The sequence below is a fragment of the Pseudomonas mosselii genome (assembly GCF_019823065.1).
Taxonomy (GTDB): domain Bacteria; phylum Pseudomonadota; class Gammaproteobacteria; order Pseudomonadales; family Pseudomonadaceae; genus Aquipseudomonas; species Aquipseudomonas mosselii.
The window spans coordinates 5,425,842-5,441,687 of the sequence record NZ_CP081966.1 but is presented as its reverse complement, the minus strand read 5'-3'; the positions used below and the strand labels follow the sequence as shown (position 1 = coordinate 5,441,687).

The following is a 15,846-nucleotide window of genomic DNA, read 5'->3' as shown; positions in this document are numbered from 1 at the left end:
CCATCAGTTGATAGGGACGTTCCAGGGCGCGTTGCGACCACCACAGGGTCGCGCCCAGGGCAATACACACGGTCACCAGCAACAGGGTGTTGAAATTGGTCAGCCACTTCAGGCGCATAGCCGCGAACTTCCTGCGGAGGGGAGTGGAGAAGTCGGCCCTGAAGTTATTGCGATTTTGTGACGGGGTGATGACGACGGAGGGCTGGCGCCATAAAAAAGTGGCACAGTGCCGGTATTGGCTTCTGCTGTGGTTTTCCTGCGCCGGCCTCTGTCCGGCAAGCCGGCTACCACAGGGGGCTAAGGCTCGACCCGCACCACGCAGTTGCGTCCGGCATGCTTGGCGCGGTACAGCGCTTCGTCCGCGGCGCTGGCCATGGTCAGCGCGTCGAGCTGCTCGTCCAGCTGCACCACCCCGGCGCTGAAGGTGCACTGCAGGTCGTGGGGCTGGGCCGGGTAATGGATCTCGGCAAAACGTCGACGGATTTCGTCGAGCACCTTGTGCGCCGCGTCCAGTCCGGTATTGGGCATGACGATGGCGAACTCCTCGCCGCCGTAGCGGCCGATGAAGTCGGTCTTGCGCAGGCGCTGCTTGAGGAACAGCGCCAGGCTCTTGATCACCCGGTCGCCCATGGGGTGGCCGTGGCGGTCGTTGATTTTCTTGAAGTGGTCGATATCGAGCATGGCGAAACTCAGCGGCTGCGCTTCGCGGCGGGCGCGGAAGCTGCAGTCCTCGAGCAGCTGCAGGATATGGGTGTGGTTGTACAGCCCGGTGAGGCTGTCGCGGACCATCCGCGCCTTGAGGTGGCGAGCACGGGCGGCACGGTTGCGCACGGTGGTCACCAGGTGCCGCGAGCGGATCGGCTTGGTGAGGAAGTCGTCGCCGCCTTCGCTCATGGCGTCGAGCTGCTTGTCCAGGTCGTCCTCGGCCGACAGGTAGATGATCGGCACGCTGACGTAGCGGTCATTGTGGCGGATCACCTTGGCCAGCTCAGGGCCGGTGCACTCGGGCATGTACATATCGAGGATGATCAGGTCGGGCTGGAAGTCGGCCAGCTCGCTCATGGTGCGGATCGGCTCGGTCAGGGTGCGGGTGATGATCCCGGCGCTGTTGAGCAGGCGCTCGGTATGCAGGGCCTGGGCGCGGGAGTCGTCGATCACCAGCACGCGGAACGGGTCGTACTGAGTGGCACTGGTCAACAGCTCGAGCTTCTCCAGCAGGCTGGAGGCGTCCAGGGTGCCGGTGAGGAACTCCTGGCCGCCGGCGCGCACTGCGGCCAGGCGGGTCGGGGTGTCGGTCTCGTGCAAGCAGAAGAACAGCAGCGGCACCGGCTGCTCCAGCCCCTGCTGGGCTTGGGCCGCCAGCTGCAGGCCGACGCCGGCGCCAGTGAAGTCCACATCCATGACGATGGCCGAGGGCAGGCGCTCGCTCATCGACGCCTGGAACGCCTCGGCGCTGCACAGCGCCTGCACGCTCAGGCCGAAGAACTCCAGCTGCTGGGCCAGGCGCTCGGCGCGTTCATGGTCCTGCAGGACGATGTACACCGGCTTGCGCAGTGGCGGCAGGGGCACGTTGTCGAGCTGGTCGCCCTTGCGCAGGCCGGTGCGCGACAGGCGCTGCATCAGGCGGTTGAGTTCGCTGATCAGTTCGGAGTTGAGCCGCGCGCTGTTGGCCTCGATGGCGCGCAGGGTCTGGCCGATGGCCGTCGACAGGCTGCCGTGCTCAGGCTGCTCGAAGCGTTCGGCGTAGCGCTGCAGACGCAGGTTGGCCTCGCACAGCTCGCCCAGGTCGCCGCTGGACCACTCGCCACGCTGCAGGCGCTGCCAGATCTCGAGGATCTGCCGGGCCTGGTGGATCACCCGCTGGGCAAAATGCTGCTTGAGGCGTTCGTGGCTCGGCTCGGCTGGCTGGGTCATGTCCTGACTACTTATGAGTGGGAGGGCGCAGGTTCAATGATGGCTCTATGCTAGCACCCCTTTTCCGACAAGCGAGTGCCTGGGGTCAACAAAGTGCTCAAGGACCGTCATTCAGTTGCCGACCCGATGGTCGCTTATACGAATGGCGGCGTCTGCTTTATAGTGCTGGCATGCGGGCTTGTCGTGGCACCCTGGCCGAGGCCTGTGGTCCAAGCCCTGAACCGTTCGTGACTGATTAAGGACAATGCCATGCTGGATTGGAAAAACCGCGAGGCCAAGGCCGAGCCCCGTGAGCGGGTCGAAACCCGCGGCGCTGCCACCCGTAGCTACCTTGGCGGCCTCTGGAGCCGTGCCCTGGGGACCCTGATCGGCCTCTACCTGCTGGTGTGCATCGGCCTGGGCTGGTACTGGAGCCAGGAGCCCGAGCTGTTCCCGGTGCAGCAGAACGCCCAGGCCGCCGCCGAGCGCAACGGCCAGCAGATGGTCATCGGCTACACCACCGTCGAGACCCTCAAGACCGTCGCCGGCACTTTGCTCGACAAGCCGGGCGGCTATATTTCCAACGACCGCTTCCCGCCAGGGCTGTGGATGGACAACATGCCGAGCTGGGAGTACGGCGTGCTGGTCCAGGTGCGCGACCTGTCCCGTGCCCTGCGCAAGGACTTCGCCCGCTCCCAGTCGCAGTCGACCGAGGACGCCGACCTGGCCAAGGCCGAGCCGCGTTTCAACTTCGACAACAAGAGCTGGATCCTGCCGTCGAGCGAGTCGGAGTTCGAAGAGGGCATCAAGTCGCTGAACCGTTACCAGACCCGTCTGGCCAAGGGTGACCAGGGCGCGATCTTCTACACCCGCGCCGACAACCTGAACAACTGGCTGGGCGATGTGGCCACCCGCCTGGGCTCGCTGTCCCAGCGCCTGTCGGCCAGCGTCGGCCGGGTCAAGCTGAACAACACCCTGAAGACCGAGGCCGTGGTCCCTGGCCAGGCGCCGCAGGTCGACGAAGAAGTGGTCGAGACCCCGTGGCTGCAGATCGACAACGTGTTCTACGAAGCCCGCGGCCAGGCCTGGGCGCTGTCGCACCTGCTGCGCGCCATCGAGGTCGACTTCGCCGACGTGCTGGCGAAGAAGAACGCCACGGTCAGCGTGCGGCAGATCATCCGCGAGCTGGAAGCCTCGCAGGAAGCGCTGTGGAGCCCGATGGTGCTCAACGGCAGCGGCTTTGGCATGTGGGCCAACCACTCGCTGGTGATGGCCAACTACATCTCCCGGGCCAACGCCGCGGTCATCGACCTGCGCCAACTGCTGTCCCAGGGCTGAGATGCCGGTCAATCCTGCCGAGGTCGCGCACCGCGCGGCCTCCGACGCCGAACTGGTGGCGTGGGTCGACGAGCATGACCAACTGCTCGGCGCCCTGCCACGGGCCGAGCTGCGCGAGCGCGGCCTGATCGGGCGCTGCACGTTCATCCTTCTGTTCAACGGTGCCGGCGAGCTGTGTGTGCACCGGCGCACACTGAGCAAGGCGTTGTATCCCGGGTACTGGGATGTGGCGGCCGGCGGCATGGTGGGGGGGCAGGAGTCCTACGCCGACTCGGCGGCCCGGGAGCTGGCCGAGGAGCTGGGGGTGAGCGGCGTCGAGTTGCGTTTTCACGAGACGTTCTACTTCGAGCAGCCGGGCAACCGCCTGTGGTGCGCGGTGTATTCGGCGGTGTGGGACGGGGCGCTGCGCTTGCAGCCCGAGGAGGTCATCGAGGCACGGTTCATCAGCGTCGAGCAGGCCCAGGCCGAAAGCGCGCAGCGACCGTATTGCCCGGACTCGCTGGTGGCGTTGCAGCGGTACCAGGCTGGCCTGATCTGATGGGCTGCGCTGCCCCTGGGGAGCGCCCGGAGTCGCGAAAGGGCCCCAGTGGCCGGAAGGTCGCAAAACTTTCGTAAAATGGCGCAATCCTGTACTTAGCAACAGCCAGATTTATCGTTACACTGCGCGCCCTTTTCGGGCTGTCGCATGACCTTGCGGCAGTAGCGCCGCCCCTGCCAGAGTGGGGCTTCGCGGTCGGCTCCCGCCGACCAGTTTTTGTCCTCAGCACCGAGGAACAAAAGTGGCCAAGAAAGCTTCTTCCCTCGCCGCCCTTGGCGGTCTCGTATATTCCACCGATGCCGGTCGGCACTGTCCCGACTGTGGCCAGCCGGTGGACGCTTGTGTCTGCAAGCAGCAGGTCATCCCCGAAGGCGACGGCATTGCCCGTGTGCGCCGTGAAAGCAAAGGCCGTGGCGGCAAGACCGTGACCACCATCACCGGTGTGCCGCTGGCGCTGGAGCCGCTCAAGGAACTTGCCAGCATGCTCAAGCGTCGCTGTGGCACCGGCGGCGCGCTCAAGGACGGCGTCATCGAAATCCAGGGCGACCACGTCGAGCTGTTGCTCGCCGAGCTGATCAAGCAGGGTTTCAAGGCGAAGAAATCCGGCGGCTAAGTGCCGCCGCGCGATTTTTTGCCCAGTGCTTTCTAAACTCGTTCCGGTGGCCAGGGTCTATGCCTGGACACGGAAGAATCGTCATTTTCAGTATCTACACTGCCTGCGCCCTTAGCGGGGCCGTGTTATCGACTTTTCATACAGGGGACTTGAATGTCCGTACGACGCACACGCAAAGACGATGGTAGCCAGTGGACCGTGGCCGACAGCCGCAGTGTTTATGGCATCCGCCATTGGGGCGCTGGTTATTTCGCCATCAATGAAGCCGGGCGCGTCGAAGTGCGCCCCAACGGCCCGGACAGCGCGCCGATCGACCTGTTCGAGCAGGTCCAGGAGCTGCGCCAGAGCGGTCTGTCGCTGCCGCTGCTGGTGCGTTTCCCCGACATCCTGCAGGACCGCGTGCGCCAGCTGACCGGCGCCTTCGACGCCAACATCGCGCGCCTGGAGTACCAGAGCCAGTACACCGCTCTGTACCCGATCAAGGTCAACCAGCAGGAAGCGGTGGTCGAGAACATCATCGCCACCCAGAACGTCTCCATCGGCCTGGAAGCCGGCTCCAAGCCCGAGCTGCTGGCGGTGCTGGCGCTGGCGCCGAAGGGCGGCACCATCGTCTGCAACGGCTACAAGGACCGCGAGTTCATCCGCCTGGCGCTGATGGGCCAGAAGCTCGGCCACAACGTGTTCATCGTCATCGAGAAGGAATCCGAGGTCGCCCTGGTGATCGAGGAAGCCGCGGAGCTGAAGGTCAAGCCACAGGTCGGCCTGCGCGTGCGCCTGTCGTCGCTGGCCTCGAGCAAGTGGGCCGACACCGGGGGCGAGAAGTCCAAGTTCGGCCTGTCCGCCGCCCAGCTTATCTCGGTGGTGCAGCGCTTCCGTGACGCAGGGCTCGACCAGGGCATCCGCCTGTTGCACTTCCACATGGGGTCGCAGATCGCCAACCTGGCCGACTACCAGCACGGCTTCAAGGAAGCCATCCGCTACTACGGCGAGCTGCGCGCCCTGGGCCTGCCGGTCGATCACATCGACGTTGGCGGCGGCCTGGGCGTGGACTACGACGGCACCCACTCGCGCAACGCCAGCTCGATCAACTACGACATGGACGACTACGCCGGCGTGGTGGTCGGGATGCTCAAGGAGTTCTGCGACGCGCAGGGCCTGCCGCACCCGCACATCTTCTCCGAGAGCGGCCGCTCGCTGACCGCGCACCACGCCATGCTGGTGATCCAGGTGACCGACGTCGAGAGCCACAACGACGAGATGCCGACCATCGAGAACAAGGAGTCGCTGCCCGAGACCGTGCAGTGGCTGGCCGACCTGCTCGGCCCCACCGACATCGAGATGGTCACCGAGACCTACTGGCGTGCCACCCACTACATGGGCGACGTGGCCGCGCAGTACGCCGACGGCAAGCTGACCCTGGCTGAAAAAGCCCTGGCCGAGCAGTGCTACTTCGCCGTGTGCCGCCGCCTGCACAACTCGCTCAAGGCCCGCCAGCGCTCGCACCGCCAGGTGCTGGACGAGCTGAACGACAAGCTGGCCGACAAGTACATCTGCAACTTCTCGGTGTTCCAGAGCCTGCCGGACACCTGGGCCATCGGCCAGGTGCTGCCGATCATCCCGCTGCACCGTCTGGACGAAGAGCCGCTGCGCCGCGCCGTGCTGCAGGATTTGACCTGCGACTCCGACGGCAAGATCAACCAGTACGTCGACGAGCAGAGCATCGAGACCAGCATGCCGGTGCACGCGGTCAAGGAAGGCGAGGACTACCTGCTGGGCGTGTTCCTGGTGGGCGCGTACCAGGAAATCCTCGGCGACATGCACAACCTGTTTGGTGACACCGACTCGGTGAACATCTACCAGAACGCCGACGGTAGCGTGTACCACGCCGGCATCGAGACCCACGACACCATCGAGGACATGCTGCGCTACGTGCACCTGTCGCCGGAGGAGTTGATGACCCACTACCGCGACAAGGTGGCCAGCGCACGGATCACCGCGCGCGAGCGCACGCAGTTCCTTGATGCGTTGCGGCTTGGGTTGACCCGGTCTTCGTACTTGTCTTCGTAAGCTGGGGCCCGCGTTGCGGGCCTTTCGCGACACAAGGCCGCTCCCACAGGTATTGCAATTCCTTATGGAATCCCGGTACCTGTGGGAGCGGCCTTGTGTCGCGAAAGGGGCGCAAAGCGCCCCCTGCTTCACCGAACCCAACGATCCCGTTGCTGTAACCGCCACCCCACCCACCCCAGCGTCACCGCCCTCAGCGCCATGAACAGCAAGAAGGCCAACCACAACCCATGGTTGCCGAACCCACGCATGACAACCGCCACAGGCAACGCGATCACCACCGACACCAGCATCGCATTGCGCATCTCTCGCGCCCGGGTGGCGCCGATGAACAGCCCATCCAGCAGATAACTCCACACCGCCACCAACGGCAGCACCGCCAGATAAGGCAAGTACGGATACGCCGCCTCGCGCACACTGGCGATATCGGTCTGCAGGTCGATGAACAGATGGCCGCCCAGCAGGAACAGCACCGCAAACCCCAGGCTGACGATCAACGACCACCCGCAGGCCACCGCAAGCGCCCGCTTCAGGGCATCGCGATCACGGGCGCCGATGGCGTGCCCACACAGCGCCTCGACCGCATGGGCCAGGCCATCGAGGGCGTAGGCGGTGAGCATCAGCCCGTTGAGCAGCAAGGCATTGGCCGCCACCGTCGCTTCACCCAGCCGTGCACCCTGCACGGTCAACAGCAGGAAAACCAGCTGTAGCGCCAGGCTGCGCAGGAAGATATCGCGGTTCACCGCCAGCAAGGGCCGCCAGGCCTGCCAGCCCTTCAGCGCGGCCCAGGCGATATGCCCGGGGTAGGCGCGCAGCGCCGGGCGGGTGAGGGCCAGGCCGAGCAGGGCGGCGCACCACTCGGCGATCACCGAGGCCCGTGCCGAGCCGACCACGCCCCAGTCCAGGCCGAGCACGAACCACAGGTTCAGGGCGATGTTCAGCAGGTTGGTGGTCAGCAGGATCGCCAGCGGCGCCCGGGCGTTCTGCGTGCCGAGGAACCAGCCAACCAGGGCGTAGCTGGCCAGCGCCGCCGGCAGGCCGAGCAGGCGCGTATGGAAGAATGCCTCGGTGGAGGCATGCAGCGCCTCGCTGGGCTGCATCGCGTGCAGCGCCAACTGGCTGAAGGGCAGGGCGAGCAGGCCGATCAGCAGGGCGAAGGCCAGTGCCAGCAGCAGCCCCTGCACCAGCACTTGACGCAGCGCGGCGCCGTCGGCGCGGCCGGCGGCCTGGGCGGCGAAGCCGGTGGAGCCCATGCGCAGGAAGCCCATCAGGCCGACCATGAAGGTGAACAGCGTGGCGCCCACGGCCACCGCGCCCAGCTGGTGGGCGTGGGGCAGGTGGCCGATCACCGTGCTGTCGACCAGCGCCACCAGCGGCACCGAGATGTTGGACAGGATCATCGGCGCGGCCAGGGCCCAGACCTTGTGGTGGGTGGGGCGGTCGCGCCAGGCGGTGGACAGTGAAGACATGCGAATCCTTCGTTGCAGGGCCGCTTCGCGCCCCCTTGCAAGATCAAATACGCCATTGTACCGACCAGGCAACCAATCGGCGCGAACAGGGTCTCACTTGCCGCGCATCGCCAGGTAAGCCCTGCGGCGTTGCGCTATAGTTGCCTCCCTCACGTACACGCTGCCGAAGAGTCCCCTCTCAAATGCTTAACAAAGGATTGTTGCTGGCCTGCGCGCTGGCCCTGCTCAGTGCCTGTGATTCTTCCACGCCGGACAAGCCATCGGCCCCCGCCGATGCCGCCACCGCCGTTGCGCCCGCCGAAACCAAGGCGGCCAAGCGCGAAGACCCGGCGCTGCTCGCCAAGCGCTACGCGGGCCGCGAGCTGACTGTGCTGGACGTCTCGGAAGTCCAGCTCGACGGTGCCAGCACCCTGTCGGTCAGCGTCTCCGCGCCGTTGGACGCCAACCAGGACTTTGCCGCCAAGCTGCACCTGGTCGACACCGTAAAGGGCAAGGTCGACGGTGCCTGGGAACTCTCCGACAACCAGATGGAGCTGCGCCTGCGCCACCTGGAGCCGCAGCGCAAGATGGTCCTGACCATCGACAAGGGCCTGCTCTCGGTCAACGGCAACCAGCTTGAAGCCGAATCGGTCAGCCGTTTCGAGACCCGCGACATGCAGCCCACCGTGGGCTTCGCCAGCCGTGGTTCGCTGCTGCCCACGCGCCTGGCCGAAGGCCTGCCGGTGATCGCCCTGAACGTCGACAAGGTCGATGTCGAGTTTTTCCGCATCAAGCCGGACATGCTTTCCAGCTTCCTGGTCAACTGGGGCCGCAATTCCAGCCTCTACTACTACCAGTCCAAGGAAACCCTGGAGATGGCCGAGCTGGTCTACAGCGGCCGCTTCGACCTCAACCCCGCGCGCAACACCCGCGAGACCGTGCTGCTGCCGATCGCCGGAATCAAGCCGCTGCAGGAGCCGGGCGTGTACCTGGCGGTGATGCGCGCCTCGGGCACCTATGACTATTCGCAGCCGGCGACCCTGTTCACCCTGAGCGACATCGGCGTCTCCGCGCACCGCTACCGCGACCGCCTGGACGTGTTCGCCCAGGCACTGGAAGGTGGCAAGGCGCTCAAGGACGTCACCCTCGAACTGCACGACGACAAGGGCAAGCTGCTGGCCCAGGCCAAGACCGACGGCGACGGCCATGCCCAGCTGCCGATCACCGCCAAGGCCGACACCCTGATCGCCACCCAGGGCGTGCACACCACTCTCCTGCGCCTGAACACCGCGGCCCTGGACCTGGCCGAGTTCGACATCACCGGCCCCCAGGCCAACCCGCTGCAGTTCTTCATCTTCGGTCCGCGCGACCTCTACCGCCCGGGCGAGACTGTGCTGCTCAACGGCCTGCTGCGTGACCAGGACGGCAAGCCGGTCAAGGCCCAGCCGGTGAATGTGGAAGTGCGCCGTCCGGACGAACAGGTCAGCCGCAAGTTCGTCTGGGAGGCCGACAAGAACGGCCTGTTCCAGTACCAGTTGCAACTGGCCACCGAGGCCCCGACCGGCCGCTGGCAACTGCTGCTGGACCTGGGCGGTGGTCGCAAGCAGGTCTACGAATTCCTCGTCGAGGACTTCCTCCCCGAGCGCCTGGCGCTGGAGCTCAAGGGCAGCAGCACGCCGCTGGCGCCGGATGAGACTGCCACCATCCAGGTCAATGGCCGTTACCTCTACGGTGCGCCGGCCGCGGGCAACCGCCTCAGCGGCCAGGCTTACGTGCGCCCGCTGCGCGAAGCGGTGAAGGCGCTGCCGGGCTACCAGTTCGGCGCGGTCACCGAGACCGACCTGAACCAGGACCTGGAGCTGGACGAAGTCACCCTCGACCAGAACGGCAAGGCCCGCATCGATATAGAAAGCCGCTGGGCCGAAGCCCGCTCGCCACTGCAACTGACTGTGCAGGCCAGCCTGCAGGAGTCCGGCGGCCGGCCGATCACCCGGCGCCTGGAGCAGCCGATCTGGCCCGCCGACCGCCTGCCGGGCCTGCGCGGCCTGTTCGACGGCGAAGAGACCGACGGTGACGGCCCGGTGGAATTCGAGTTCCTGGTGGCCGACCGCGAAGGCAAGAAGCTGGCCGCCGACAACCTGAAGGTGCGCCTGATCCGCGAGCGCCGCGACTACTACTGGAACTACTCGCAGAGCGACGGCTGGAGCTACAACTACAACGAGAAATTCCTCACCCAGGCCGAGGAGACCGTCAGCGTGAAGGCCGGCTCCACCGCCAAGCTGAATTTCCAGGTGGAGTGGGGCCCGTACCGCGTCGAGGTGGAAGATCCGCAGACCGGCCTGGTCTCCAGCGCGCGCTTCTGGGCCGGCTACCGTGCCCAGGACAACGCCGAAGGCGGCGCGGTGCGCCCCGACCAGGTCAAGATCGCCCTGGACAAGCCGGCCTACAAGGACGGCGGTACCGCCAAGGTCACCGTCACCCCGCCGGCCGCCGGCAGCGGCTACCTGATGATCGAATCCGCCGACGGCCCGCTGTGGTGGCAGGAAATCGACGTGCCCGCCGAGGGCAAGACCTTCGACGTCGAGCTGGACAAGAAGTGGGCGCGCCACGACCTGTACATCAGCGCCCTGGTGATCCGCCCGGGCGAGCGCAAGGCCAATGCCACGCCGAAACGCGCCGTGGGTGTGCTGCACCTGCCGCTGGACCGCGCCGAGCGCAAGCTGGCCGTGTCGCTGCAGGCGCCGGAGAAAATGCGACCCAAGCAACCGCTGACCGTGAAGTTCAAGGCGGTCAACGCCGACGGCAGCGTGCCGAAGCAGGTGCATGTGCTGCTGTCAGCCGTGGATGTGGGCATCCTCAATATCACCGACTTCAAGACCCCCGACCCGTTCGCCAGCCTGTTCGGCCGCAAGGCCTATGGCGCCGACCAGCTGGACATCTACGGCCAGCTGATCGAGGCCGGCCAGGGCCGCCTGGCCAGTCTCGCCTTCGGTGGTGACGCCGCCATGGCCAAGGGCGGCAAGCGGCCGAACACCACAGTGACCATCGTTGCCCAGCAAAGCTTGCCAGTGACCCTCGACGAGAAAGGCGAAGGCCAGGCCACCGTCGATATCCCCGACTTCAACGGTGAACTGCGCTTGATGGCCCAGGCCTGGACCGAGGAACACTTCGGCATGGCCGAAGGCAAGACCGTGGTCGCCGCGCCGCTGATCGCCGAGCTGTCCGCGCCGCGTTTCCTCGCCGGTGGTGACCGCACCCGGCTGGCGCTGGACCTGGCCAACCTGTCCGGCCGCGACCAGCAACTGAGCGTGCAACTGATCGCCGAAGGCCAGCTGAGCCTGGTCGGTGGTGCCCAGCAGAATTTCACCCTGGCCGAAGGCCAGCGCACCACCCTGATGATCCCAGTGCAGGCCCAGGGCGGCCTGGGACAGGGCAAGGTGCGGGTGCAGGTCAATGGCCTGCAGCTGCCGGGCGAGCCGGCCAACACCTTCGAGCGCGAGTGGACCCTCGGTGTGCGCCCGGCCTACCCGGCGATGCTCAAGCACTACCGCGTGGCCCTCAAGGACCAGCCCTGGAGCCTGCCGGAGAGCGACTTGGCCGAGTTCGAACCGGCGGGCCTCGAGGCCAGCCTTGCACTGTCGAGCCGCCCGCCGCTCAACCTGGGCGAGCAGATCCGCGCCCTGGAAGCTTACCCCTACGGCTGCCTGGAGCAGACCACCAGTGGCTTGTACCCGTCGCTGTACGCCGATGCCGACAGCCTCAAGCGCCTGGGCATCAAGGGCGAGCCGGCCGATGTGCGCAAGCGCAAGATCGAGATGGGCATCGAGCACCTGCTGGGCATGCAGCGCTACAACGGCAGCTTCGGCCTATGGAGCTCGGACAGCGAGGAGGAGTACTGGCTGACCGCCTACGTCACCGACTTCCTGCTGCGCGCCCGTGAGCAAGGCTACGGTGTACCCGCCGAAGTGCTGAAGAAGGCCAGCGAGCGCCTGCTGCGGTATGTGCAGGAGCGCAACCTGATCGAAGTCGACTACAGCCAGAACGCCGACCACACCCGGTTCGCCGTGCAGGCCTACGCTGGCCTGGTGCTGGCGCGGAGCCAACAGGCGCCGCTGGGCGCCCTGCGCAGCCTGTTTGAACGCCGCGCCGACGCCCGCTCCGGCCTGCCGCTGGTGCAACTGGCGGTGGCGCTGGACAAGATGGGCGACAAGCAGCGTTCGCAGCAGGCATTGCAGGCAGGCCTGGCCGTGACTCGCAGCAAAGGCTGGATGGCCGACTACGGCAGTGCCCTGCGTGACCAGGCGCTGATCCTCGCCCTGCTGCAGGAGAACAACCTCGCCGGCAACCAGGTCGACCAGCGTCTGTTTGGCCTGTCCGACGAGCTGGCCGCCAATCGCTGGCTGTCCACTCAGGAGCGCAACGCGCTGTTCCTCGCCGGCCGTGGCCTGCTGGGCAAACCGGAAGGCAACTGGAAAGCTCGCCTGGACAGCGCCGGTGAAGTGCGCGAGTTCGACAACAACGACTCGGGCATGAAACTCGAAGGCCCGCTGCTGGCCTCGCCGCTGACCGTGCAGAACCAGGGCGGCGACACCCTGTACCAGCAGCTGACCCTGTCCGGCTACCCGCGCCAGGCCCCGGCCGCCAGCGGCAACGGCATGGAGATCCGCCGCGAGTACCTGGGCATGAACGGCCAGGCGCTGGATGTACGCAACCTGCGCAGCGGTGACCTGGTGCTGGTGCACCTGGCGCTCAAGGCGCAGGATCAGGTGCCGGATGCCCTGGTGGTCGACCTGCTGCCGGCGGGCCTGGAGCTGGAGAACCAGAACCTGGCGCAGAGCGCCGCCAGCCTGGACAACGCCAGCAGCGCGGTGAAGCAGTGGCGCGAGTCGATGCAGAATGCCAGCGTGGTGCACCAGGAGTACCGTGACGACCGCTACGTGGCTGCGCTCAAGCTCGACAGCTACGGCACCACCCACCTGCTGTACCTGGCACGTGCCGTGACCCCGGGCAGCTACCGCATCCCGCCGCCGCAGGTGGAGTCGATGTACCGGCCGAACCTGCAGGCGATCGGCGAGAGCCAGGGTGAAATGGTGGTACGCGCCCGCTAGGCAACGCAGGAAGCGACTCGTGGGAGCGGGCTTGCCCCGCGATAGCGTCAGGTCAGGCAGCAATGCCGACCGTACGGACGCCATCGCGGGGCAAGCCCGCTCCCACGAGGTTCAGTGAACGACCCAACTCAACACCCACAACCCCAGCAATGCCCAGATGATCCCGAGGATGATCGACGCCCGCATGAACGCGCGTATCGCCGAGTACAGCAGCATCAGGCCGACGATCAGCGCCAGGATGCTGACCAGCGAGGTGTCCATGCCCAGCGTGCGCGCCAGGCCATCGATGAAATTGCCGCCGGCGTTGGCCAGCAGGTTGAACAACCCGCTCAGGCCGTCGACGATGAAACGGATCACCGAACCCAGTACCTGGCCCAGCCACTCGAAAAAACCTTCTACATGCATAGTCGCTTCCTGATCAACGAATCGGCGATTCCCAGCCTTTGGCCATCACCTGGCCCGGTCGGTTCCCGATGCCAAGCTTAGCGCGCCCAGGTCTGCTCAAGCTGCTGCGGCGTGTCGCCGCCTCCGTGCTGGCGGTCATGGTCCTGCTGTGGCTGGCCGACCGCATCTGGCCGTTGCCCATGCCGGGCGACGACCTGGCGCGGGTGGTGCTGGCCGAGGACGGCACGCCGCTGTGGCGCTTCGCCGATGCTGACGGCGTGTGGCGCTACCCGGTCAGCCCGGACGAAGTCTCGCCGCTGTACCTTGAAGCCTTGCTCGCCTACGAGGACCGCTGGTTCTATCACCACCCTGGGGTCAACCCCATGGCCCTGGCCCGGGCGGCCTGGCTCAACCTGCGCGGCGGGCGGGTGGTGTCCGGCGGCAGCACCCTGTCGATGCAGGTGGCGCGCCTGCTCGATCCGCACGACCGCACCCTGGCCGGCAAGCTGCGCCAGTTGTGGCGCACGGCGCAGCTGGAGTGGCACCTGTCCAAGGCCGAGATCCTGCAGCTCTATCTCAATCGGGCGCCGTTCGGCGGTACCTTGCAGGGCGTGGCCGCGGCCAGCTGGGCCTACCTGGGCAAGTCGCCGAAACACCTGACCCCGGCCGAGGCCGCGCTGCTCGCCGTGCTGCCCCAGGCGCCGAGCCGCCTGCGTCCGGACCGTCATCCCGAGCGTGCCCAGCGCGCCCGGGACAAGGTGCTACAACGCCTGGCCGAGTATCAGGTGTGGCCGGCCCAACGCATCGATGAGGCCCGCGAAGAGCCGCTGCTGCTGGCGCCGCGCCAGGAACCGGCACTGGCGCCCTTGCTGGCTCGGCGGCTGAACACGCCGGACAGCCCGCCGCTGATCCGCACCACTATCGACGCCGCCCTGCAACGACGCCTCGAAGACCTGCTGATGGGCTGGCGCGCGCGCCTGCCCGAGCGCACCTCGGCGGCGCTGCTGGTGGTGGAAACCCAGAGCATGGCGGTGCGCGCCTATCTCGGTTCCATCGACCTGAGCGACGAGCGTCGCTTCGGCCATGTGGACATGATCCACGCCCTGCGCTCGCCCGGCTCGACCCTCAAGCCATTCCTCTATGCCATGGCCATGGACGACGGCCTGATCCATTCCGAATCGTTGCTGCAGGATGTGCCCCGGCGCTATGGCGACTACCGCCCCGGCAACTTCTCCATGGGCTTCAGCGGCCCGGTGTCGGCCAGCTCGGCGCTGGCGCTGTCGCTCAACCTGCCGGCGGTGCAGCTGCTCGAGGCCTACGGGCCGAAACGTTTCGCCGCGCAGATGCGCATGGGCGGCATGCCGCTGGTGCTGCCACCGCTGGCCGAGCCGAACCTGTCGTTGATTCTGGGTGGCGCGGGCAGCCGGCTGGAGGACCTGGTCGGTGGCTACGCCGCGCTCGGCCGTGGCGGCAACAGCGCGAAGATTCGCCTGCAGCCCCAGGACCCGCTGGTGGAGCGCCGCCTGTTGTCGCCGGGCTCGGCCTGGATCACCCGGCGTATCCTCAGCGGCCTGGCCCGGCCGGACCGCGACCCTCATGCCGAACTGGTGCAGCGTCCGCAACTGGCCTGGAAGACTGGCACCAGCTACGGCTTTCGCGATGCCTGGTCGGTGGGGGTCGGTCCGCGCTACTTGATCGGCGTATGGATCGGCCGTCCCGATGGCACCCCGGTGCCGGGCCAGTTCGGCCTGGCCTCGGCGGCGCCGCTGATGCTGCAGGTGCACGACCTGCTGAGCAATCGCGACAGCCAGCGCGGCATCGAGGTGCCGGTCGAGCCTGTGCCCGCCTCGGTAGGCGTGGCGGCCATCTGTTGGCCCCTGGGCCAGCCGATGAACCGCCAGGACACCAACTGCCGCCGCCAGCGCTTTGCCTGGACCCTGGACGGCACCACCCCGCCGACCTTGCTGGCGGCCGACCAGCCCCTGGGTCTGGGATTGCGCGAGACGGTGTGGCTCAACGACCAGGGACTGCGCGTCGATGCCGCTTGCCCCGGGGCCAAGGCCCACGACGTCGCCTTGTGGCCGGCCCCGCTGGAACCCTGGCTGCCAAGGGCCGAGCGCCGCGCCGCGCGGTTGCCCGCGGTGGACCCGGCCTGCCCGCCACAGCAGGTGGTCAGCGCGCCGCCGCTGTCGATCGTCGGCGTGCGCGCCGGCGACAACCTGCGCCGCCCGGCCACCAGTCACGAGCCGTTGCAACTGCGGGTGTCGGCCCTGGGCGGCGCGGGGCGGCGCTGGTGGTTCCTTAATGGTCAGCCGCTGGGCGAAACCCAGGGGCAGGACAGCTTGCCGGTGCGTTTCGAACAGGCGGGCAGCATCGAGTTGAGTGCGTTGGATGAAAGTGGCGAGACGGCGCGGGTGGCGTTTCAGGTCAGCGAGTAATCCTGCTGGGGCGAAAGGGCCG

Annotated in this window: 9 protein-coding genes; 6 read left to right on the top strand and 3 right to left on the bottom strand. The window is 67.0% G+C overall.

Annotated elements, in window-relative coordinates:
• Window positions 1-297 precede the first annotated feature (297 nt).
• A complete protein-coding gene (locus tag K5H97_RS25290; protein WP_028691195.1) occupies window positions 298-1,914 on the bottom strand; it encodes a diguanylate cyclase in 1,617 nt (538 codons plus the stop codon).
• A 249-nt stretch (window positions 1,915-2,163) separates the two neighbouring features.
• Between K5H97_RS25290 and K5H97_RS25285 the strand changes: the two genes are divergently transcribed.
• The 4 genes from K5H97_RS25285 (at window position 2,164) to speA (ending at window position 6,449) form a co-directional block, all read left to right on the top strand.
• Window positions 2,164-3,231: a DUF2333 family protein gene (locus K5H97_RS25285; RefSeq protein ID WP_028691194.1), complete on the top strand. Its 1,068-nt coding sequence runs from the start codon at window positions 2,164-2,166 to the stop codon at window positions 3,229-3,231.
• Between the two features lies 1 nt (window position 3,232).
• Entirely contained in the window at window positions 3,233-3,769 is a 537-nt protein-coding gene (locus K5H97_RS25280) for an NUDIX hydrolase (RefSeq protein ID WP_028691193.1), read from the top strand.
• Window positions 3,770-4,010: 241 nt separating this feature from the next.
• Entirely contained in the window at window positions 4,011-4,382 is a 372-nt protein-coding gene (locus K5H97_RS25275; RefSeq protein WP_028691192.1) for a translation initiation factor Sui1, read from the top strand.
• 153 nt (window positions 4,383-4,535) lie between these two features.
• Window positions 4,536-6,449 (top strand): arginine decarboxylase, encoded by a 1,914-nt coding sequence (speA, locus tag K5H97_RS25270; RefSeq protein WP_028691191.1) that lies wholly within the window; start codon window positions 4,536-4,538, stop codon window positions 6,447-6,449.
• A gap of 128 nt (window positions 6,450-6,577) precedes the next feature.
• On the opposite strand, the gene K5H97_RS25265 is transcribed toward speA, so the two are convergent.
• The gene (locus K5H97_RS25265; RefSeq protein ID WP_028691190.1) at window positions 6,578-7,915 is read right to left on the bottom strand and encodes an MATE family efflux transporter; all 1,338 of its coding nucleotides are present in this window, start codon (window positions 7,913-7,915) and stop codon (window positions 6,578-6,580) included.
• Window positions 7,916-8,097: 182 nt separating this feature from the next.
• On the opposite strand from K5H97_RS25265, the gene K5H97_RS25260 reads away from it, so the two are divergent.
• Complete coding sequence (locus tag K5H97_RS25260) at window positions 8,098-13,002, top strand: alpha-2-macroglobulin (protein ID WP_028691189.1); 4,905 nt, start codon at window positions 8,098-8,100, stop codon at window positions 13,000-13,002.
• Between the two features lie 111 nt (window positions 13,003-13,113).
• Here the strand turns inward: K5H97_RS25260 and K5H97_RS25255 are convergent, their stop codons facing one another.
• On the bottom strand, window positions 13,114-13,407 hold the full coding sequence (locus tag K5H97_RS25255; RefSeq protein ID WP_028691188.1) for a hypothetical protein: 294 nt from the start codon (window positions 13,405-13,407) through the stop codon (window positions 13,114-13,116).
• Window positions 13,408-13,475: 68 nt separating this feature from the next.
• Here K5H97_RS25255 and pbpC point away from each other — a divergent pair, with 68 nt between their 5' ends.
• Entirely contained in the window at window positions 13,476-15,824 is a 2,349-nt protein-coding gene (gene pbpC, locus K5H97_RS25250; RefSeq protein ID WP_028691187.1) for a peptidoglycan glycosyltransferase PbpC, read from the top strand.
• The last annotated feature ends 22 nt before the right edge of the window (window positions 15,825-15,846 follow it).

Coding starts and splice junctions, on each gene's coding strand:
- K5H97_RS25290 (WP_028691195.1), bottom strand. CDS start 1,914: ATGACCCAGCCAGCCGAGCCGAGCCACGAACGCCTCAAGCAGCATTTT.
- K5H97_RS25285 (WP_028691194.1), top strand. CDS start 2,164: ATGCTGGATTGGAAAAACCGCGAGGCCAAGGCCGAGCCCCGTGAGCGG.
- K5H97_RS25280 (WP_028691193.1), top strand. CDS start 3,233: ATGCCGGTCAATCCTGCCGAGGTCGCGCACCGCGCGGCCTCCGACGCC.
- speA (WP_028691191.1), top strand. CDS start 4,536: ATGTCCGTACGACGCACACGCAAAGACGATGGTAGCCAGTGGACCGTG.
- K5H97_RS25265 (WP_028691190.1), bottom strand. CDS start 7,915: ATGTCTTCACTGTCCACCGCCTGGCGCGACCGCCCCACCCACCACAAG.
- K5H97_RS25260 (WP_028691189.1), top strand. CDS start 8,098: ATGCTTAACAAAGGATTGTTGCTGGCCTGCGCGCTGGCCCTGCTCAGT.
- K5H97_RS25255 (WP_028691188.1), bottom strand. CDS start 13,407: ATGCATGTAGAAGGTTTTTTCGAGTGGCTGGGCCAGGTACTGGGTTCG.
- pbpC (WP_028691187.1), top strand. CDS start 13,476: ATGCCAAGCTTAGCGCGCCCAGGTCTGCTCAAGCTGCTGCGGCGTGTC.